The sequence below is a fragment of the Streptomyces sp. 17_S59 genome (assembly GCF_056930295.1).
Genome location: NZ_JBXOWD010000001.1, coordinates 3,887,501 through 3,907,530, shown reverse-complemented (window position 1 = coordinate 3,907,530; position 20,030 = coordinate 3,887,501). Strand labels below are relative to the sequence as shown.

The following is a 20,030-nucleotide window of genomic DNA, read 5'->3' as shown; positions in this document are numbered from 1 at the left end:
CTTTGAGCTACCGCTTTCCAGCGTAGTGATCGGTACACACGCCGCGCATGGCACAGATGGACCATTTCCATGGCCAACTACGCCCTCCCGCGTTATTTCTGCGGCGAAGCGACCGTGCCCGCATAGATTTCCCCGGGTTCGGGCAGGACAATGGCCGGCCGGTATCCGAAGGAGAACAACTCGACGGTCGACACCACGGTCATCGGGGCGGTGGGCTCGGCGGGGGCCGGGGCCGGGGCCGTCGCCATCGGACGGTGGCCGTCCGATGCCCTGTGCACCGTGGTGCCCCGGGCCTCCAGCCGGTCCTCGAGCCGCCTCTCGACCGGGTCCGCGGGCCGCTCCTCGGCCGGGTCCTCGACCCCGAAGCGGTAGCGCAGCAGGCAGGGTCTGCCCGCCCGGTCGAGGTAGGCGTCGAACGCCACCGTTCCTCTGGAGAACCCTTTCGCCGCCGCGGCCAGCGCGGCCCGGTCCCGGGCGGGCGCCGCACGCGCGGCCCGGGCGAGGTCGACCGTCCCCCAGTAGTGCGCCACGGGCACGCCGTGGACCCGCTCGTCCCGCACGTACGCCGCCTCACGGGCGCCGCCGAGCAGTTCGGCGGCGGCGAGGGGGTCGGTGGCGCCGCTGGTGAGCAGGTCGCCGTCGGCGAGGTCGCCCGTGTCGAGCCGCACCCACTTGTCGGCGGGCACGCCCGCGCCGCGGTTCTTCATGTACAGCGCGCCGGGGGCGAAGATCTCGGTGATCGGCCGGTGCTCGGCCGTGCCGGCCGCGTCCTCGGGCAGCAGCACGGTCAGCCGCCCCAGCGGACGGGCGAAGTCGTAGGCCCCGCGCCCCTGGATCGTGAGCCGCGTGCCGCCGCTGACGGTCTCCATGGACGTACGGACCCGTGCACCGCCCGCCCTGGCCAGGACTCCGGCGGCGCGGTGCACTGCGGCGAGCGCCCGGGCGGGATCGGCGGCGGCCCGGTCCGTCAGCTCATGGACCTGACGGACGCCGCTCGCCGCGCCCCTGCCGTCCTGGCCCTCGTCGGGCGGATCCTGCTCGGCGCAGCCGGCCACCGCCAGCAGGCCGAGGGCGAGGCCACCCGCGACCGCGGTGCCGACGACAGCACCTCTGCGTCTGTGCAGCTGCACAGCCATGACCGTCAGCCCCCTGACGAATCGCTAGTGGAACCCGTTCTTTTCAACGACTGCGGCGGGGTCGCCGTCACGGCCCGGTAGCGTGGTGGCGTGTCCGATCCCAGCACCGTGCCGTCCGGCGCGGACCACGCGACCAGCACCAGCGAGCGCGGCTCCTTCTGTACCGCGCGCTGCACCTGCGGCTGGCACGGCCCGGCCCGCCGCGCCCGCTCCCTGGCGAGGGAGGACGCGGCAGCGCACACGGCGGGGGAGGAATTCAGCCCGTCCGGCGTTTGAGGACCGGGGGTCCGGGGCGGAGCCCCCCACGCGGCGGAGCCGCAAATCGATACAGCGGGAAGGGGCGGGGTGGGGAAAGAAAAACCCTCAAGCCGCCAGGTCGCTGTCCCGGTGCCGCACCCCGTACTCGGCCCCCGGCCGCGCCGAATCCGCCGCAACCAGCGGCACGGGCCCACGGCCCGAACGAACGAGCCACCCCGCCCGCGTCCCCGCGACCCACCCCGCCAGCGGCGTGAGCAGCATCATCGCCAGCGGAGCCAGCAGCAGCGTCACCGCCGTGCCGAGCGCCAGCCCCCCGACCACGTCCGTCGGATAGTGCACCCCCATGTACACCCGGCAGAACGCCTCCAGCAGCGCCAGCCCGATTCCGATGAGCCCGTACTTCCGGTTCGCCACGAACAGCCCGACCCCCAGCGCCATCGCCAGCGTCGCGTGATCGCTCACGAACGAGAAGTCGGTCTTCCCCTTCACCAGGACGTCGATCCCCTGGTGATCCAGGAACGGCCGGGGCCTTCTGACGAACCCTCGGATCGGAACGTTGACCAGCAGCGCGATCCCGGCCGCGATCGGCGCCCACACCAGCGCCGCCACCCCACCGAGCGCATCCGCGCCCTTCCGCACGCTCCACCACGCACACAGCATGAGCACGGCGAGCCCGAGCACGATCCCGTACTCGCCGATGAACTCCATGACGCGGTCCGCCCAGTGGGGCGCGTCCTTGGCCAGGCCGTTGATGTCGTAGAGCAGGTTGACGTCGGGGTTCGAGGGGCTCGCCGCTCCGGTGGCCGCCGGCATGGGATACCCCGTCACGAGTCCAGCCATCTGCCGTGACCCCTTATCTGTCGCCCGTCACTACGCCCAGCTGCCGACCCCCGTGGTCCGTGCGGTCCCTGCGCCTCCGCCCAACCGGCCGGCGCCGCTCCCCGCTTCCATGGAACGCCCGGCTCCGGCCAACCGTTCCACTCTCCACTCAATGATCACCATCACGTTATCGAAGGGTGACCCACCGTCTGCTCCAAGGCCGAAAGGTCACACTCCATTCGCCTTGGGGAGCGCTTTCGCGCCATCCTGGGTGACCCTCGTGGCCCCGATGTAGTCCGGCTGCGAGTCGACCTTCTCGAACCGGATCACGGCTCCCGTGCGCGGCGCATGGATCATGTAGCCGCCGCCCACGTACAGCCCCACGTGGTGAATACTGCGCGGGTCCTTCAAGTCGTGGGCGAAGAACACCAGATCGCCGGGCAGCAGCTCGTTCCGCCCCGGGTGCGGTCCTGCGTTCCACTGGTCGTTCGCCACGCGCGGCAGCTCGATGCCGACCGACGCGTACGCGGCCTTCGTCAGCCCCGAGCAGTCGAAGCGCCCGTTGTCCTCCTTGGTCCCCTCGCCGCCCCACAGGTAGGGGGTGCCGAGCTTGTCCTGTGCGTAGTAGATGGCTCCGGCCGCCTGCTGCGAGGGGGCGACGCGGCCCACGGGGCGGGCGAAGCTCTTCTCCAGGCTGCGGATGGACTTCACATAGCCCCGGGTCTCGGAGATCGCCGGCACCCCGCCCGCCTGAATGACCCGGTAGGGACCGGCGTTGTAGGCGGCGAGCATGTTGTCCGTGACGTCGCCCGGGACGCCCTTCACATCTCCGGACAGCTGGCAGTCGTAGGAGGCGGCGGACGGAATGGCATCGGCCGGATCCCATATGTCCTTCTTGCCGTCGCCGTTGCCGTCGACCGCCTCGATCGCCCATGTCTCGGGGATGAATTGCGCAATTCCCCGGGCGTCGGCAGGGCTCACGGCCTTCGGGTCCCAGTTGCTCTCGGTGTAGAGCTGTGCGGCGAGCACGGCGGGGTTGAGCGCGGGGCAGAGGTTTCCCCACTGCTGCACCAGCGCCTGATACTGCGCCGGAACCGACCCTTCCGCCAGCCCGACCCGGCCACTGCCCGCACCCCCGCCCAACTTCCAGGCGGCCGAGTACACCCCGATGACGAGCAGCGCGAGAAAGCAGAACACCAGGCCGACTGCGACCCCACCCGCAACCCAGAACTTCCGCACCCGTCAACCTTCCCCCATGCCGCCCGGTTACACCGGGGTTTTCACGGATCCTCACACACCTGATCGGAACGACAACTTCACCGCGGCACTGCCCTCAAGCCTCCGGATACCGGGAGTTAAGCTGCCGGACCATGCAACGCAAGCACGTCTTCGCCGGTCTCATAGGTCTCAGCCTTCTCGTAACGGGATGCTCCGGTTCGAAGAGCAACAGCGCCGAGCCCGAGCCCTCCGTCTACGGAACCCCGTTCGGCGCCCCGGTTCCCTCCCCCACCGCCGAGGGGCCCGGCTCTCAGCCGACGCTCTCGCCCTCGCCCGACAGGTCCGAACCGCTCGTCGAACAGCTGAAGTACGACCTCCGGCAGAAGACCGTGGCCATGGCCGGGGCCATGGGCAAGACGGAGGCCGAGTGCGACAAGACCTCGGTCGGCTCGAACGACGGCGAGAAGGTCAACTGCACGGTCACCTACGAAGGGGTCAAGGTGCAGTGGCCGGTGACCTTCAAGGGGTCCGCCGGCATCGGCAGCCTGGTCAGCTACGAAGCGAGGCCCAGCGTCGGCATCCTCACCAGCGAAGGTGTGCAGCGCGACTTCTGGGCCAACCACAAGACCAGCAAGGGCCTCCGCTGCGACAACATGCCGAAGGCCGAAGCCGTACCGCTCAACCAGCCGACCAAGTACCGGTGCGAGTACCTCTCGGACAGCCTCTACCACGGCAAGCCGATGTGGAACGATCTCAAGGTGTCGGTGACGGAGATAGGCCCCCAGTCCAACTGACCCCCGAGGGCGGCCTGAACCATGGCCGTCCCCGCTGCCGTGGGCGCCCGGATCAACTACGGTCATCCGAAGATCCCATGAGGCGCATCCCACGAGGGGGAACGGACACCATGGCGGAAGAGGCAGAAGAGACCGACGAGACGCACACGGTCGAAAATGCCAAAAAGGTCGAGAAGTCCGGCAAGGCGGAACTCGATTGGATCAAGGCCGCCGAAGAGGGCGACACCGAGTACTTCGAGATCGCCTTCGGCGGTGACGGCAACGTCTACATCCGGGTGAACACCGACCCCGAGAACATCGTCGTCACCACCGACGCCAAATGGGACGCATTCGTCCTCGGGGTGAAGGCGGGCGAGTTCGACCACTTCGTGGAGGACGTGGAGGGCACGGAGGTCGTGGCGGACGTGGACGACCCGGGCGTCGGGGCGCCGGACCCTCAGGGCTAGTGCCGCGCCTTGTGCGGCGGAGGCGTCGCGTCCGCCGGGACCGCGTGCGGAGCCCGGTGCCCCGGCTTGGCCCCGCCGTTGCCGTCTCCCTCGAACAGCACCGCTCCGGCCAGCGCCGCCAGCACGAAGGCGGCTGCACCGGCGGCCGCCCCCAGCACCACCTTCGGCCTGCGGCGCAGCCCCGCCCGCAACGGCGACGAGGGCGGCAGGGCGTACGTGGTGGCCGCCGCCTGCCGCGGGCCGGACGGACCGGGCGGGACCGGCGGGGCGGCCGGGACGGGTGAGACAGGCGGCGGCACGGGCCGCGGCGCAGTCGTCGGCATGGGCGGAACGTGCGCGGCGGGCGCCGGGGCCGTGACCGGCGGGAGCGGCTGCGGCCTGTCCTGCCAGGCATCGCCCGAGAAGAAGTCCGTGACCTCCTGCGCCGACGGCCGCTCCTCCGGCTCCTTCGACAGCATGCGCAGCAGGTAGGCGTCGAAGGGGTAGGGCACCTCCGGGCGGTGCTGCCGCGGCGGCACGGGCGGGGCGTCCACGTGCAGGTAGAGGAGCGACGTCGAGCTGTCCGCCCAGAACGGCGGCCGCCCCACCAGCAGCTGGTACAGCACGCACCCCAGCGCGTAGACGTCCGACTCCGGGCCGGCGATGCGGCCGAGCGCCCGCTCCGGGGCGAGGTAGGTGCTCGTGCCGACGATCTGGCCCGCCCGGGTCAGGTTGGCCGAGGTTTCGTCGACGAAACGCGCGATGCCGAAGTCGCCGATCTTCAGGGTGTCGGTCGTGGCGTCGACCATCAGGTTCCCGGGCTTCACGTCGCGGTGCACCACGCCCTGCCGGTGGGCCGCCGCCAGGCCGGAGGCCGCCTGGGCGGCGAGCCGGGCGACCCGGCGCGGCCGCAGCGGGCCGTGCGCGCTCAGCTCTGCGGCCAGGCTCGGGCCCTGGACCAGCTCCATGACCAGGTAGAAGCGGCCCTCCCACTGCCCGAAGTCGTACACGGCGACGACCTGGGGGTGGTTGAGGCGGGCGGCCGTCTGCGCCTCCATGCGGAAGCGCATGGCGGCATTCTCGTCGGCGTCGTCGCCCAGGAGCAGCTTGACGGCCACCTGACGGCCCAGCACCTCGTCGTGCGCCTGAAGGACTTCGCCCATGCCGCCGCGGCCGAGCGGCTCCCCCAACCGGTAACGACCGGCAACCAGCACCCGTACCACCCTTGATCTCGATGCATGCGCTGATCGAGAAGCGTACCCACCGAACGCACAGGCGTTTGAACATCTCCGCGGCCCCCGTCCCGCCGAACATTGCTCGGCGTCCATACGCGTGATACACAGAGTCACCTTAGGAGGCCCCACTGACAACGGAACTCCGCCGCAGGTCAGGCGGCAGCCGCGCACGCATACGGGTTCCGGCAAAAATTGCCGCCAAATCGACATGCAGGGGCGGGATCTTCAGCGAAGATAGGTCCTGACCTTTGCCGTGCGGCAGAGCGGCAGAACGGCGGAACAACTACCCACAAGGGGCGGTGAGTTAGACATGTTTTTGGCGGCCGGCAAGGGCGACATCAACACCATTATTGGCGGAATCGCCCCGAACTGGGGGCCGTTCGGTCAGCTCGGCAGAGAGGCGCGCGTGATGATCGAGGTCATCATGGCCGTGGCCATCCTGCTGTGCATGGCGATCGCGATCTGGGGAGCGGCAAAGCAGCGGATCGGCGCGACGGCGCTGCGCGACACGTTCAGCGCGGAGCAGGGCAAGGGCCTGATCGTCGCCGGTCTGACCGGAGTCTTCATCATCGGCTCGCTGGGCACGCTGTTCACGATCGTCTACGGCATGGCGGTCTGACCGGCTCCGCGCGCCCCCGCACGCCCTGCTCGCCCCACCGCGCATCGTCCCGCGCAGACCCTCTCGTCCCCGAGTCCACCCGCACCGAGGCCGCCACCTGATGCCCCCTCACTCCCCCACGTCCTCCCCCCGGATTCCCTCCACACCGCTACCGTCATATACGGGCGGCAAGCCAGCCACGACGTATGAGGGAGCGGGCGAGCGATGAGTCTCGGCGACGACGGCTACGGCAGCGGCCAGGGCGGCTACGGCGACGACCACCACCTGACCCGTACGCGGCTTCCCGAGGGCGAGGTCGACCCGTACGCGGCAGCGCGGCGCGGGCGCGCGGGCCGCGCGGGCCGCGGCGGCCGCCCGGGGCGGTCCTCCAGCCGGAGCCTGATGACGGTCGTCGGGGTCGTGGTGCTGCTCGTCGCCGCCATCGCCTTCGCCAACAGGGGCGGGGACTCCGGTTCCGGCAGCTCGGACGACGGAAGCGGCAAGGCCGCGAGCAGCCAAGCCACGGCGCCGACGGGTACGAAGCCGGTGGAGGGCAAGACCGGAGGCATCGCTTCCGGATTCGCCCATTCGGAGCAGGGGGCGCAGTCGGCGGCGGCGAATTTCGCGGTGGCGCTGGTGTCCGCCGACATCCTCAAGCCGGACAGACGGCACGAGCTCGTTCCGCAGATCTTCGTCAGCGAGAAGGTGACAGAACTTCAGAGCAAGCTGGACAACGCCTATTCGAAGGACTTCCTGTCGAAGATCGGCCTCAACGAACGGGGCGAAGCAGCCAAGGGCATGACCTATGTGTCACGCACCGCTCCCGTCGGGACCACGGCCACCGAGTACGGCGACTCCGCTGCAACCGTCGAGGTCTGGTGCACCGGACTCTTCGGCACGGCCGGAACCAGCTCGAAGAACCCCGTGGCCAACGACTGGTTCACCATGACCATCAAGCTGCGCTGGGTGAACGACGACTGGAAGGCTGAGAGCTTCGCTCAGAAGGACGGCCCGGCGCCGGTCAACAGCGACCGCACCGCTTCCACTGCTGACGAGATCGCGAAGGCAGTCGAGCAATACGGAGGGTTCACTTATGCCCGGTAGGCCCCGCCACCGTACTCTCGCGCTGACTGCCACGCTGGCGAGCATCCAAGCGAGCGCCATCCTCCTGGCAACACGCGCAATCGCCGCACCGACACCGACTCCGGCACCCGGGACTCCCACGCCGGCGCCGTCGGGTACACCGGGCGCCACACCGACGCCCACTCCGTCTCCGTCCGCCAAGGACAACTGCGACCTCATCGTCGGCCCCGCCAAGGACTACTGCCAAGGCGGCAAAGGCAACACCGGCAGCAGCGGGCTCTCCCCCAACGACCCCCAAACCGCCCTGGACCCCCTTGCCTCCCTCGCCAAGGGCTGTGCCGACGCCGCCTCCTGGATCATTCACAAGCTCTCCACCGCCGTCCGCTCCACCGGCACCGTCGACTTCACCAACACCCCCTTCCTCCGCCAGTACGCCGTGGTCTTCGCCGCCTCGACCATCCTCACCCTGGTGCTGTGGATCCTGGCCGTCGCCAAGCGGGCCGTGCGCGGCGTGCCGGTCACCGAGGCGGTCACCGAGGCCGTGGGCTTCCTCTGGCTCACCGTGCTGGCCTCCGCCTTCACGCCGCTGATCCTCTACACCGTCGTATCGGCCACCGACGCCGTCACCGACGTCATCGCCAGCGGCGGGTCGACGAACAACGACACGTTCTTCGGCGGCTTCGCCGACGCTCTCCAGAAGGGCAACGACATCGGCGGCGGGCCGATCATGCTGATCGTCGTGTCGCTGGTCTCCGTGCTCGCCGCCGGCGTGCTCTGGCTGGAGCTGGTGATCCGGGCCGCGCTGCTCTACGTGGGGGCGCTGCTCGGAACCGCCGTCTACGCGGGGCTCGTGGACAAGAACATGTGGGGGCACGTCCGCCGCTGGGCGGGCATCATGATCGCGGTCATCCTGGTCAAGCCGATCATCATGATCGTGCTCGGGCTCGCCGGGGCGCTGTCCGCGGGGAAGGGCGGCCCCAACTCCTTCTCGGCCGTGGTGTCCGGGCTCGCCATCATCATCCTCGCCATCTTCGCCAGCGCGATGATCTACCGGTTCGTGCCCGGCTTCGGCGACGAGATCGTCAGCAGCCGCAACGCGAGCCGGGACGTGGCGTCCCGGCAGGCGGCCGCCGTGATCTCCTCGCCCGCCGCGCTCGTCAAGCAGGGCATCACCACCCACAGCGCCCGCGGCAACGGCGGTGGCGGAGGCGGCGGACAGCAGCCCCGCCCCACGACCCCGGTAGCCGGGGGCGTCGCCGCGCACAGCGCCCGTCCCGCCGCCCCGGGCCCGGGCGCAGGACGGAACGGAAGCGCTCCCTCCGGGACCGGCGGAACCCCCGCCCCCGCACCAGCGCCCGCCCCGCGCGGGCAGAACAACGGCAAGAGCAATACATCCGGAGGTGAGCGGAGTTGACGATCCCGGCGCAGTCCCAGCCGATCGCGGCCCGCCGTACGTATCTGATCGGTCGCGCACGCCCCAATGCGGTCGTCGGCAAGAACCGGGAGACCGGCGAGATCGCGCTGATCATCGCGGGCGCGTTCCTGGGCATGATGTGCGGGCTGCTCGTGCCGGTCCTCCCGCTGCGGATCTTCACGCTCACCGGGTTCCCCGCCCTCGCCCTGGCCGCCGTGTACGTCCCCTACAAGGGGCGCACGTTCTACAAGTGGTTTGAAATCAACCGCTCCTACAAACGGACGCTGCGCCGGAACGCCGTCTACCGCTCGGCCGCCATCGAGGCCGGCACGAGTCTGGACGGACGGGAGGTCGAGATCGGGCCGCCGCCCGGGATCGGGCGCATCAGCTGGCTGGCCGCGCCCTTCGGGCCGGACGAGATCGCGGTCCTCCTCCACGCCGACCGGCGCACCGTCACCGCCGCGATCGAGATCGAGGGCCCGGGCGTCGGCCTGCGCGATTCGGAGGACCAGGAGGCCCTGGTCGAACGATTCGGCACGCTGCTCAAGCACGTGGCCAACGGCGACGGCTACGTCACCCGCATCCAGATGCTCGCCCGTACGCTGCCCGCCGACCCGGACGCGCACGCCAAGGACGTCGAGCGGCGCGGCGACGAGCGGGCGCCGGACTGGCTCAAGGACTCCTACGACCAGCTCCAGTCGATGGTGTCCACGTCGTCCGAGCAGCACCGGGCGTACCTCGTCGCCTGCATGCACTACGGCCGCGAACTGGCCGCCGAGGCCCAGGCCATCGCCCGCGCCTCCCGCCAGGAGGGCGGCAAGCGCCGCCTGGACCGCGACGCGGGCCTGGCCGTGGTCATGGCGCGCGAGCTGACGGACATCTGCGCCCGGCTGGCCGAGGCCGACATCCGCGTGCGCCAGCCCCTCGGGCAGGCGCGGCTGGCCTCGCTCGTGCACTCGATGTACGACCCCGACCACCCCATCGACCACATCCAGGCGATGACCAGGCGCAACGCCTGGCCCGCCGAGCTGGACGCCATGGAGCCCACCTACCTCCAGGCGAAGACGCGCGAGTCCAGCACCCGCGCGCCCTGGTGTCACGCCACGGCGTGGGTCAAGGAGTGGCCGATGACACCCGTGGGGGTGAACTTCCTCGCCCCGCTGCTCGTCCACACCCCGGATGTGATCCGCACGGTCGCCGTCTGCATGGACCTGGAGCCCACCGACGTGGCCATCGAGCGGATGCTGACGGAGAAGACGAACGACGACGCGGACGCCTCCCGTGCCGCCAAGATGAACCGCGTCGTCGACCCGCGCGACGTGGCCCACCACTCCCGCGTCGACCAGCGCGGCGAGGACCTCGCCAGCGGCGCGGCCGGCGTCAATCTCGTCGGCTACATCACTGTGTCGTCCCGCTCCCCGGAGGCCCTGGCGCGCGACAAGCGGACCATAAGAGCCTCGGCCGGCAAGAGCTACCTCAAGCTCGAGTGGTGCGACCGCGAGCACCACCGGGCGTTCGTCAACACGCTGCCGTTCGCAACCGGCATCCGACGATAGGGGCAACGCCGTGCTCGACCCGCTCGCCACCGTCACCGACGCCTTCACCAGCTTCCTCTTCGGGAAGGTGGAGACCACCCGACTGCCCGTGCGCACCTCCACCGGTCAGGCGCAGGCCGTCTATCTCCCCACCGCGGCGCCGGGCCTCGGCGACTCGGGCGTGATCATCGGCCGCGAGGTGTACTCCGGCAAGGGCTACATCTACGACCCCTTCCAGCTGTACGGCCAGCAGTTGCCCGCCCCGCACTGGCTCGTCCTGGGCGAGTCCGGCAACGGCAAGTCGGCGCTGGAGAAGACGTACGTCCTGCGGCAGCTGCGCTTCCGCGACCGGCAGGTCGTCGTCCTGGACGCCCAGGGCGAGGACGGCGTCGGCGAGTGGAACCTGATCGCCCAGCAGCTGGGCATAACGCCCATCCGGCTGGACCCCATGGCCGCCCTCGACGGCGGCATCCGCCTCAACCCGCTCGACCCGGCCATCACGACGACCGGCCAGCTCGCCCTCCTCCGTACGATCATCGAGGTCGCGACCGGACGGGGGCTCGACGAGCGGGCCGGTTTCGCGCTCAAGGTCGCGCACGCGTACGTCAACGAGACCATCCTCGACCGTCAGCCGGTGCTGACGGACATCGTCGAGCAACTGCGGCACCCGGAGGCCGAGTCCGCGGAGTCGATGAACGTCGACATAGACGACGTACGGGCCTGGGGCCTGGACGTCGCGCTGGTCCTGGACCGGCTGGTCGACGGCGACCTGCGGGGCATGTTCGACGGGCCGACGACGGTCGGCATCGACCTCGACGCCCCGCTCATCGTCTTCGACCTCTCGCACATCGACCGCAACTCCATCGCCATGCCGATCCTGATGGCGATCGTCGGCGTCTGGCTGGAGCACACCTGGATCAGGCCCGACCGGAAGAAGCGGATCTTCCTGGTCGAGGAGGCCTGGCACATCATCAACTCGCCCTTCGTCGCTCAGCTCTTCCAGCGGCTGCTGAAGTTCGGGCGGCGGCTGGGCCTGTCGTTCGTGGCGGTGGTCCACCACCTCTCGGACGTCGTGGACGGCGCGGCGGCGAGGGAGGCCGCCGCGATCCTCAAGATGGCCTCGACGCGCACGATCTACGCGCAGAAAGCCGACGAGGCCCGGGCCACCGGCCGCGTGCTGGGCCTGCCCCGCTGGGCGGTCGAGATCATCCCGACCCTCACCCCCGGCATCGCGGTCTGGGACGTCAACGGCAACGTCCAGGTCGTCAAACACCTGGTGACGGACGCCGAACGCCCGCTCGTCTACACCGACCGGGCCATGACGGAGGACGGCGACCGCTCGCACGAACTGGCGGAGGAGGCGGCCGCCGCGGAACGGGCCGCGGCGGCCATGGAAGCGCACTACGCGGACGGGGCGTACGGGTCCTCCGAGTCGACGGTGGCCTGAGATGGCGCCGCCATCGCCGATACGGGAGCAACGAGGCCCGGAGCGCGGCATTCCGGACGGCCTGCTGGTCAGCATCCTCGCCTTTCTGCTGGGCCTGACCCTGCTGGTGTGGACGGCGACGGGCCTCGCCGCGTACATCGCCCACGGCGACTGGCCCGAGGGCGTGACCCTCACCCACACCCCCCAGGCCCTCCGCCGCCTGATGACCCAGCCCCGCGACCTGCCCTCCGCCTGGCCGGAGACCCCACCGGACGCACTGTCGGGGTACGGGCTGTTCTGGGGGATCCTCATCAGCGAGCTGCTGGTGGCGGTGGTGCTGATGACGTTCGCGATCGGCACGGTGGCGCGATGGCGGGGAGTTCGCGCGCGACGGGTGGCGGAGGCGAAGACCGAGGGGCAGGCGGCGGCCTTGGCGGTGCCGCGTGCGGGGGCGGACGGCGAGGCCGCCGCAGAGGTCGCAGTGGCCCCGAGCGTCGCCCCTGTGGCGGCGGTCGCCGCGGACGAGGCCGCGCCACCAGCCGTGGAACCCGAGACTGCCGCCGAGCCGGCAGCGGCCGCGGCTGCCGCTGTCCCCGTCGCTGCCACAGGGGCGACGCCAGTCCCCGGACAGGCATCTACGCCTGCGCCTGCCCCGGCGCCCGCGCCACGCCTCGTCTACGGCACCGACCGGCGTGGTCCCGCTACGCGTGCGGTTCTTGAGGCAGCCGGGCCCCTGCTCGTCGTCACCAGTGACCACGGACTCTGGACGGAGACCAAGGGGGCGCGGGCGAAGCTGGGCCCGGTGCACGTCTTCGATCCGAGCCATCTCCTGGACACCCCGGACCGTCTGCGCTGGAGCCCCACCACCGGCTGCGAGGCGCGCGAGACGGCTGCCGGGCGCGCGGCCGCCCTCCTCACGCCCGTACGCCCGCACAGCCCCCTCGACTCGGCCACCGCCGACACCGCGGAGACGCTGCTGCGGTGCTGGCTGCACGCCGCCGCGGTCGACGGGCGCCCCTTCCGTCAGGTGCACCGCTGGGCACAGGGGACGTCGGCCCACGAGCCGGTACGCATCCTCCGTACGAACCCCAAGGCCGTCGCCGGAACGGCGGGGGAGCTGGAGTCGGCGCTCACCGGGCACCCCGAGCGGCGGGACATGGCCCAGGAGTTGACCGCGCGGGCCCTCGGCGCCCTCAGTTCGATCCACATCCGGGACGCGTGCAACCCCAATCGAGCCAATTCGCTCGCCTTGGAGTCATTCATCGCCGAGGGGGGAACGCTCTACGTGGTGGGTGAGGCGATTGAGGATCCGCGAACCCGCCCGGGTGCGATGCCTCTGCTGACCGCACTCGCCGCAAGCGTGGTCGAGCACGGCCGCCGCATGGCCGAACGGTCATCCGCCGGCCGGCTCGACCCACCACTCACGCTGGTGCTGGACGACGTGGCGGCGGTCGCCCCCCTGCCCGAACTGCCGGTGCTGCTGGCGGAAGGCGAAGCACAGGGGCTGCCGACCCTGGCCCTGATGCGCTCGGAAGAACAGGCGCGAGCACGCTGGCCGCGGGTTTCTTTCCCCGACCCAGCCCCTTCCCGAAACCGGGGCTTCGCCCCGGACCCCAGTTGAGATTCTGGGGGCAATTTCAGCCCCTCCGGCGTTTGAGGAGCGGGGGTCCGGGGGCGGAGCCCCCCACGCGGCGGAGCCGCACATCGATACAGCCGGGAAGGGGCGGGGTGGGGAAAGAAAACCGACCCCAACCCACCCCACCCAAAGCCACCCCCACCGCCCCCACTGCGCCAAAGTGGTAGAAACCACTCACCACCGGACAACCCAAGGGCAGGCACCCCATGTGCATGTGCGGAAGGCGCCAATTCCTCGGAGGAACCGCCGCCCTGGCCGGCGCCCTCGCCCTCCCCGCCAACCAGTCCGCCACCGCGGCCCCGGCACCGGCCCCGGCACCCGAGCCCAAGGACCACACCCACCCCCGCCCCCTCGCCCTCACCCACGCCACCCTGATCGCCGCCCCCGGCACCCGGCAGCCCGAGCCCGACACCACCGTCCTCGTCGACCAGGACCGCATCCTCGCCACCGGCCCCACCGCCCGGCTCCGCGTGCCCGACGGCGCCCACGTCGTCGACCTCTCCGGCAAGTACGTCATCCCGGGCCTCATCGACTCGCACGTCCACAACAGCGGCCCGGAAGACATCCTTCCGCCGCTCTACCCCCTCACCGGCGTGACGACCGTCCGCGAGATGTGGGGCATGCCCACCGTCCGCGCCTGGCGCGACAAGGCCGACCGCGGGCAGCTCCTCGGCCCCCGCTGGGTGATCGCCAGCACCATTGTCGACAGCCCCCCGGGCCTCTGGACCGCCGACGCCTGGCCCGTCCCCACCATCGAGCTGCGCACCGAGGCACAGGCCCGCCAGACGGTGCGCCGGCTCAAGGCGGAGGAAGGCACGGACTTCATCAAGGTGTACTCGCGCCTGACCCGCGAGGCCTACTTCGCCCTCGCCGACGAGGCACTGCGCTGGCGCATCCCCTTCGCAGGCCACTGCCCCGACGCGGTCGCACTGACCGACGCCTCCCAAGCGGGCCAGCACTCCATCGAGCACCTCCACCCGCTCCTCGCCTCGACCTCCGCCCACGAGCAGGAGATCCGGCGCGGCCTCGACGCCGTACGCGTCGACCCCAAGGACCCCACCACGGCCGGCCGCGTCCGCAGCTGGTTCCGGCAGGTCCGCCGCCTGGAGTGGACGGCAGCGCGCTCCTACGACCCCAACCGCGCCCACCGCGTCTTCGACGTCCTCGCCGGAAACGGCACACGCGTCACCCCCACCCTCGTCGTGAGCCGCACGATGGAGCGCCCCGACGCACTGTCCGCCCAGGAGCCGGAGTGGACGTACCTCCCCCGCTGGCGGACCGCCGCCTGGCCGGGCCAGCTCGAGCAGCTGACCGGCACCCGCACCCAGGAGGAAGCAGGCCACCTCCGCGACCTGGACGCCCACCGCTCCCGCCTCGTGGGAGAACTCCAGCGACGCGGAGTGCCCCTCCTCGCCGGGACCGACACCGGAACGCCCTACCTGGTCCCCGGCTTCGCCCTGCACCACGAGCTGGAACGCCTGACCGAGGCCGGCCTGACCCCGGCCCAGGCCCTCCGCGCGGCCACCACCGAACCCGCCGAGGCCCTGGGGCTGGGGGCGGCTGTCGGCACGGTCGAGGCGGGCAAGGCCGCCGACCTGGTCGTACTGGACGCCGATCCGCTGCGCGACATCCGCAACACCCTCCGGATCGACTCGGTGCTGACACGCGGCCGTCTCATCGACCGCGCCGAGCGGCGCCGCCTCCTCGCACAGGTCGAGAAGGCGGCAGCGGACGCCAAACCACCCGTCCTACTGCCGACCTGAACCACCATCAGCCACCGGGACGGGAAATCGCCATTTCGTACTCGATGGCCGAGGGGTCGGACGGCATGGGCGACGTCGTCCCCGTCCGTTCGAACCCCATCTTCCGGTACAGCGCCTCCGCCCGGCCGTTCCGCTCGTGCACATAGAGGCGCACGCGCTCCAGACGGGGTTCGGAACACGCCCACACCCAGTCGATCGCGGCGTCGAACAGCGCCTGCGCCACACCCGTCCCACGATGCCCAGGACGCACATAGACCCCGACGATGTGCGCCTGGGGTACGGACGGGGCGCCCCCGAAGACGCCTTCCGTGCCGGGCAGTTCGACGAGGACGGTCACGCTGCCGGCCCACTCGCCACCGGGGGCCTCCGCGACGAACGTGACGACGGACCTGCCCTCCGCCGCATCGGCGGTCCGCTGCTGCCAGTGGCTGTCGGGCCGCACGGACGCCTCCTCGTATGTGTCGAGGAAAGCAATCGACGCGACGGGGTCGAGGAGGGAGGTCAGCCTCAGCTCCTTCGCCTGCCGCCATTCGTCGGCCCGGACGGTTCGAATGATGTGTTCCATCCGCCGATGGTCGCGTCGGCGCGAGGAGCGGGCAATGTGTTTTCGGTCTCCGGGGTGGGGACGAATGGCCCATGAGTGACGCCTGCACCGTTGTGATCGCCATGGGTACGGACGAAGCGGAGGCCGCGCTGCCGACCGACCTCCGCGCCCGGCTGGCCGAGTCCGCCACGGTCGTCACGGGCTGGGCCGAACGGGCCCGGGCGGACCTCCTGATCACGGGCTGGGGCTCCCCCGTGCTGACGGCGGAAGCTCTCGCCGACACTCCCCGGCTGCGGGTGGTGGTGCATGCCGCCGGATCGGTCAAATGGCTTGTCACACCGGCTGTTTGGGAACGGGACATCGTCGTCTCGTCGGCGGCGGAGGCCAATGCGGGGCCGGTGGCGGACTACACGTACGCGACGGTGGTCCTCGCGATGAAGCAGGCCCTGGCCACGGCGGCCCGGTACGCGGCCCGGGGCGGCAGTGGGGGCTGGCCCGCCTTCCGCGAGCGCCGGGGCGGCGACGGCCGGACGGTCGGCATCGTGGGGGCCTCGCGCATCGGCCGCCGGGTCATGGACCGCCTGCGCTCGGCGGCCGCCGGCTACCGGATCCTGCTCAGCGACCCGCATGTGTCCCTGGGCGAGGCCGCCCGGCTGGGCGTCGACCTGGTGGACCTCGACACCCTGTGCAGCAACAGCACGGTCATCACGCTCCACGCACCGGAACTCCCGGAGACCCGGCACATGCTGAATGCCAAGCGATTGGCCCTCATTCCGGACGGCGGGACGGTCATCAATACGGCACGGGGCTCGCTCGTCGACACGGACGACTTGGTACGGGAATGCGCCCCGGGGCGCCTCAGCGCCTTTCTCGACGTCACCGATCCGGAGCCGCTGCCGAACGGGCATCCGCTGCTCGGGCTGCCGAACGTGCTGGTGACTCCGCATATCGCGGGGGCCCAGGGGAGCGAGGTACGGCGGTTGGGGACGTATGCCGTGGAGGAAGTCGAACGCTGGGTCCGGGGACTGCCGTTGCTGGGCCGGGTACGGAGGAAGGACCTGGGCCGACTGGCGTGAAATGCCGACAGGTAAAGGCGTGGAACGCAAGAAAGCCCCGGCAGGTAATCCCTGCCAGGGCTTTCTCTCACAATTTGTTCGGCGGCGTCCTACTCTCCCACAGGGTCCCCCCTGCAGTACCATCGGCGCTGAAAGGCTTAGCTTCCGGGTTCGGAATGTAACCGGGCGTTTCCCTAACGCTATGACCACCGAAACACTATGAAGTTAACCAACCGGAGCATGACTCAACAGTCGTTACTTCAGAACCTACACAGTGGACGCGAGCAACTGAGGACAAGCCCTCGGCCTATTAGTACCAGTCAGCTCCAACCGTTACCGGTCTTCCACACCTGGCCTATCAACCCAGTCGTCTACTGGGAGCCTTACCCCATCAAGTGGGTGGGAGTCCTCATCTCGAAGCAGGCTTCCCGCTTAGATGCTTTCAGCGGTTATCCCTCCCGAACGTAGCCAACCAGCCATGCCCTTGGCAGGACAACTGGCACACCAGAGGTTCGTCCGTCCCGGTCCTCTCGTACTAGGGACAGCCCTTCTCAAGACTCCTACGCGCACAGCGGATAGGGACCGAACTGTCTCACGACGTTCTAAACCCAGCTCGCGTACCGCTTTAATGGGCGAACAGCCCAACCCTTGGGACCGACTCCAGCCCCAGGATGCGACGAGCCGACATCGAGGTGCCAAACCATCCCGTCGATATGGACTCTTGGGGAAGATCAGCCTGTTATCCCCGGGGTACCTTTTATCCGTTGAGCGACGGCGCTTCCACAAGCCACCGCCGGATCACTAGTCCCGACTTTCGTCCCTGCTCGACCCGTCGGTCTCACAGTCAAGCTCCCTTGTGCACTTACACTCAACACCTGATTGCCAACCAGGCTGAGGGAACCTTTGGGCGCCTCCGTTACCCTTTAGGAGGCAACCGCCCCAGTTAAACTACCCACCAGACACTGTCCCTGATCCGGATCACGGACCCAGGTTAGACATCCAGCACGACCAGAGTGGTATTTCAACGACGACTCCACACACACTGGCGTGCATGCTTCACAGTCTCCCACCTATCCTACACAAGCCGAACCGAACACCAATATCAAGCTGTAGTAAAGGTCCCGGGGTCTTTCCGTCCTGCTGCGCGAAACGAGCATCTTTACTCGTAGTGCAATTTCACCGGGCCTATGGTTGAGACAGTCGAGAAGTCGTTACGCCATTCGTGCAGGTCGGAACTTACCCGACAAGGAATTTCGCTACCTTAGGATGGTTATAGTTACCACCGCCGTTTACTGGCGCTTAAGTTCTCAGCTTCGCCCCGTCGAAACAGAGCTAACCGGTCCCCTTAACGTTCCAGCACCGGGCAGGCGTCAGTCCGTATACATCGCCTTACGGCTTCGCACGGACCTGTGTTTTTAGTAAACAGTCGCTTCTCGCTGGTCTCTGCGGCCACCCCCAGCTCAAGCAGCAAGTGCTATCACCAGGAATGGCCCCCCTTCTCCCGAAGTTACGGGGGCATTTTGCCGAGTTCCTTAACCATAGTTCACCCGAACGCCTCGGTATTCTCTACCTGACCACCTGAGTCGGTTTAGGGTACGGGCCGCCATGAAACTCGCTAGAGGCTTTTCTCGACAGCATAGGATCATCCACTTCACCACAATCGGCTCGGCATCAGGTCTCAGGCTGCATGTTGTGCGGATTTGCCTACACAACGCCCTACACCCTTACCCCGGGACAACCACCGCCCGGGCTGGACTACCTTCCTGCGTCACCCCATCGCTTACCTACTACAAGTCTGGTCCGTCGGCTCCACCACTCCCCTTCACCCGAAGGATCCAGGACGGCTTCACGGACTTAGCATCGCCTGATTCGATATTGGGCGTTTCAAAGCGGGTACCGGAATATCAACCGGTTGTCCATCGACTACGCCTGTCGGCCTCGCCTTAGGTCCCGACTTACCCTGGGCAGATCAGCTTGACCCAGGAACCCTTAGTCAATCGGCGCACACGTTTCCCACGTGTGTATCGCTACTCATGCCTGCATTCTCACTCGTGAACCGTCCACAACTCGTTTCCACGGCTGCTTCACCCGGCACACGACGCTCCCCTACCCATCACAGCAACCGTTAGGTCTCATGCTGCAATGACACGACTTCGGCGGTACGCTTGAGCCCCGCTACATTGTCGGCGCGGAATCACTTGACCAGTGAGCTATTACGCACTCTTTCAAGGGTGGCTGCTTCTAAGCCAACCTCCTGGTTGTCTCTGCGACTCCACATCCTTTCCCACTTAGCGTACGCTTAGGGGCCTTAGTCGATGCTCTGGGCTGTTTCCCTCTCGACCATGGAGCTTATCCCCCACAGTCTCACTGCCGCGCTCTCACTTACCGGCATTCGGAGTTTGGCTAAGGTCAGTAACCCGGTAGGGCCCATCGCCTATCCAGTGCTCTACCTCCGGCAAGAAACACACGACGCTGCACCTAAATGCATTTCGGGGAGAACCAGCTATCACGGAGTTTGATTGGCCTTTCACCCCTAACCACAGGTCATCCCCCAGGTTTTCAACCCTGGTGGGTTCGGTCCTCCACGAAGTCTTACCTCCGCTTCAACCTGCCCATGGCTAGATCACTCCGCTTCGGGTCTTGGGCACGCTACTCAAACGCCCTGTTCGGACTCGCTTTCGCTACGGCTTCCCCACACGGGTTAACCTCGCAACATACCGCAAACTCGCAGGCTCATTCTTCAAAAGGCACGCAGTCACGACCGCCAAGCAAGCTTGGCGGCGACGCTCCCACGGCTTGTAGGCACACGGTTTCAGGTACTATTTCACTCCGCTCCCGCGGTACTTTTCACCATTCCCTCACGGTACTATCCGCTATCGGTCACCAGGGAATATTTAGGCTTAGCGGGTGGTCCCGCCAGATTCACACGGGATTTCTCGGGCCCCGTGCTACTTGGGTGTCTCTCAAACGAGCCGCTAATGTTTCAGCTACGGGGGTCTTACCCTCTACGCCGGACCTTTCGCATGTCCTTCGCCTACATCAACGGTTTCTGACTCGTCTCATGGCCGGCAGACCATGAAAGAGAGATCCC

Annotated in this window: 16 protein-coding genes and 2 rRNA genes (1 of these 18 cut by a window edge); 11 read left to right on the top strand and 7 right to left on the bottom strand. The window is 68.8% G+C overall.

From position 1 onward, the window contains the following. Positions 1 to 92 precede the first annotated feature (92 nt). Positions 93 to 1,136: an SCO4651 family lipoprotein gene (locus AC1Z4A_RS17465; protein WP_483679918.1), complete on the bottom strand. Its 1,044-nt coding sequence runs from the start codon at positions 1,134 to 1,136 to the stop codon at positions 93 to 95. 90 nt (positions 1,137 to 1,226) lie between these two features. Here AC1Z4A_RS17465 and AC1Z4A_RS17460 point away from each other — a divergent pair, with 90 nt between their 5' ends. Further along, positions 1,227 to 1,412, top strand: coding sequence for a hypothetical protein (locus tag AC1Z4A_RS17460; protein ID WP_483679916.1), 186 nt, complete (start codon positions 1,227 to 1,229; stop codon positions 1,410 to 1,412). Between the two features lie 87 nt (positions 1,413 to 1,499). On the opposite strand, the gene AC1Z4A_RS17455 is transcribed toward AC1Z4A_RS17460, so the two are convergent. After that, positions 1,500 to 2,234 (bottom strand): phosphatase PAP2 family protein, encoded by a 735-nt coding sequence (locus AC1Z4A_RS17455; protein ID WP_483679914.1) that lies wholly within the window; start codon positions 2,232 to 2,234, stop codon positions 1,500 to 1,502. A 207-nt stretch (positions 2,235 to 2,441) separates the two neighbouring features. Beyond that, positions 2,442 to 3,452, bottom strand: coding sequence for a C40 family peptidase (locus AC1Z4A_RS17450; protein WP_483679912.1), 1,011 nt, complete (start codon positions 3,450 to 3,452; stop codon positions 2,442 to 2,444). Between the two features lie 131 nt (positions 3,453 to 3,583). Between AC1Z4A_RS17450 and AC1Z4A_RS17445 the strand changes: the two genes are divergently transcribed. Both AC1Z4A_RS17445 and AC1Z4A_RS17440 read left to right on the top strand, forming a co-directional pair. Then, positions 3,584 to 4,225 (top strand): hypothetical protein, encoded by a 642-nt coding sequence (locus AC1Z4A_RS17445; RefSeq protein WP_483679911.1) that lies wholly within the window; start codon positions 3,584 to 3,586, stop codon positions 4,223 to 4,225. A gap of 110 nt (positions 4,226 to 4,335) precedes the next feature. Further along, the gene (locus AC1Z4A_RS17440; protein WP_483679910.1) at positions 4,336 to 4,671 is read left to right on the top strand and encodes a hypothetical protein; all 336 of its coding nucleotides are present in this window, start codon (positions 4,336 to 4,338) and stop codon (positions 4,669 to 4,671) included. Here AC1Z4A_RS17440 and AC1Z4A_RS17435 read toward each other — a convergent pair. After that, on the bottom strand, positions 4,668 to 5,864 hold the full coding sequence (locus AC1Z4A_RS17435) for a serine/threonine-protein kinase (protein ID WP_483679909.1): 1,197 nt from the start codon (positions 5,862 to 5,864) through the stop codon (positions 4,668 to 4,670). The two genes, AC1Z4A_RS17440 and AC1Z4A_RS17435, sit on opposite strands and share 4 nt — an antisense overlap. Before the next feature lie 331 nt (positions 5,865 to 6,195). Between AC1Z4A_RS17435 and AC1Z4A_RS17430 the strand changes: the two genes are divergently transcribed. The 7 genes from AC1Z4A_RS17430 (at position 6,196) to AC1Z4A_RS17400 (ending at position 15,340) form a co-directional block, all read left to right on the top strand. Further along, entirely contained in the window at positions 6,196 to 6,504 is a 309-nt protein-coding gene (locus AC1Z4A_RS17430; protein WP_483679908.1) for a hypothetical protein, read from the top strand. 204 nt (positions 6,505 to 6,708) lie between these two features. Further along, positions 6,709 to 7,587, top strand: a complete 879-nt coding sequence (locus AC1Z4A_RS17425) for a DUF8175 domain-containg protein (protein ID WP_483679907.1) — start codon at positions 6,709 to 6,711, stop codon at positions 7,585 to 7,587. Next, positions 7,577 to 8,980, top strand: coding sequence for a hypothetical protein (locus AC1Z4A_RS17420; protein ID WP_483679906.1), 1,404 nt, complete (start codon positions 7,577 to 7,579; stop codon positions 8,978 to 8,980). The genes AC1Z4A_RS17425 and AC1Z4A_RS17420 overlap by 11 nt, the downstream gene beginning before the upstream one ends. Positions 8,981 to 8,982: 2 nt before the next feature. Then, positions 8,983 to 10,536, top strand: a complete 1,554-nt coding sequence (locus AC1Z4A_RS17415) for an SCO6880 family protein (RefSeq protein ID WP_483683623.1) — start codon at positions 8,983 to 8,985, stop codon at positions 10,534 to 10,536. A gap of 10 nt (positions 10,537 to 10,546) precedes the next feature. Continuing rightward, positions 10,547 to 11,962 carry an ATP-binding protein gene (locus AC1Z4A_RS17410; RefSeq protein WP_483679905.1) on the top strand — a complete coding sequence of 472 codons (1,416 nt, stop codon included), beginning with the start codon at positions 10,547 to 10,549 and terminating at the stop codon, positions 11,960 to 11,962. Between the two features lies 1 nt (position 11,963). Then, positions 11,964 to 13,562 (top strand): DEAD/DEAH box helicase family protein, encoded by a 1,599-nt coding sequence (locus AC1Z4A_RS17405; RefSeq protein ID WP_483679903.1) that lies wholly within the window; start codon positions 11,964 to 11,966, stop codon positions 13,560 to 13,562. A 227-nt stretch (positions 13,563 to 13,789) separates the two neighbouring features. Beyond that, the gene (locus tag AC1Z4A_RS17400; protein ID WP_483679901.1) at positions 13,790 to 15,340 is read left to right on the top strand and encodes an amidohydrolase family protein; all 1,551 of its coding nucleotides are present in this window, start codon (positions 13,790 to 13,792) and stop codon (positions 15,338 to 15,340) included. Between the two features lie 7 nt (positions 15,341 to 15,347). Here the strand turns inward: AC1Z4A_RS17400 and AC1Z4A_RS17395 are convergent, their stop codons facing one another. Continuing rightward, complete coding sequence (locus tag AC1Z4A_RS17395) at positions 15,348 to 15,905, bottom strand: GNAT family N-acetyltransferase (RefSeq protein WP_483679899.1); 558 nt, start codon at positions 15,903 to 15,905, stop codon at positions 15,348 to 15,350. Positions 15,906 to 15,976: 71 nt separating this feature from the next. Here AC1Z4A_RS17395 and AC1Z4A_RS17390 point away from each other — a divergent pair, with 71 nt between their 5' ends. Next, positions 15,977 to 16,960, top strand: a complete 984-nt coding sequence (locus AC1Z4A_RS17390) for a hydroxyacid dehydrogenase (protein WP_483679897.1) — start codon at positions 15,977 to 15,979, stop codon at positions 16,958 to 16,960. A 76-nt stretch (positions 16,961 to 17,036) separates the two neighbouring features. Here AC1Z4A_RS17390 and rrf read toward each other — a convergent pair. Beyond that, positions 17,037 to 17,153 (bottom strand): 5S ribosomal RNA (gene rrf / locus AC1Z4A_RS17385). A 76-nt stretch (positions 17,154 to 17,229) separates the two neighbouring features. Continuing rightward, positions 17,230 to 20,030, bottom strand: a 23S ribosomal RNA gene (locus tag AC1Z4A_RS17380) (it continues 320 nt past the right edge of the window).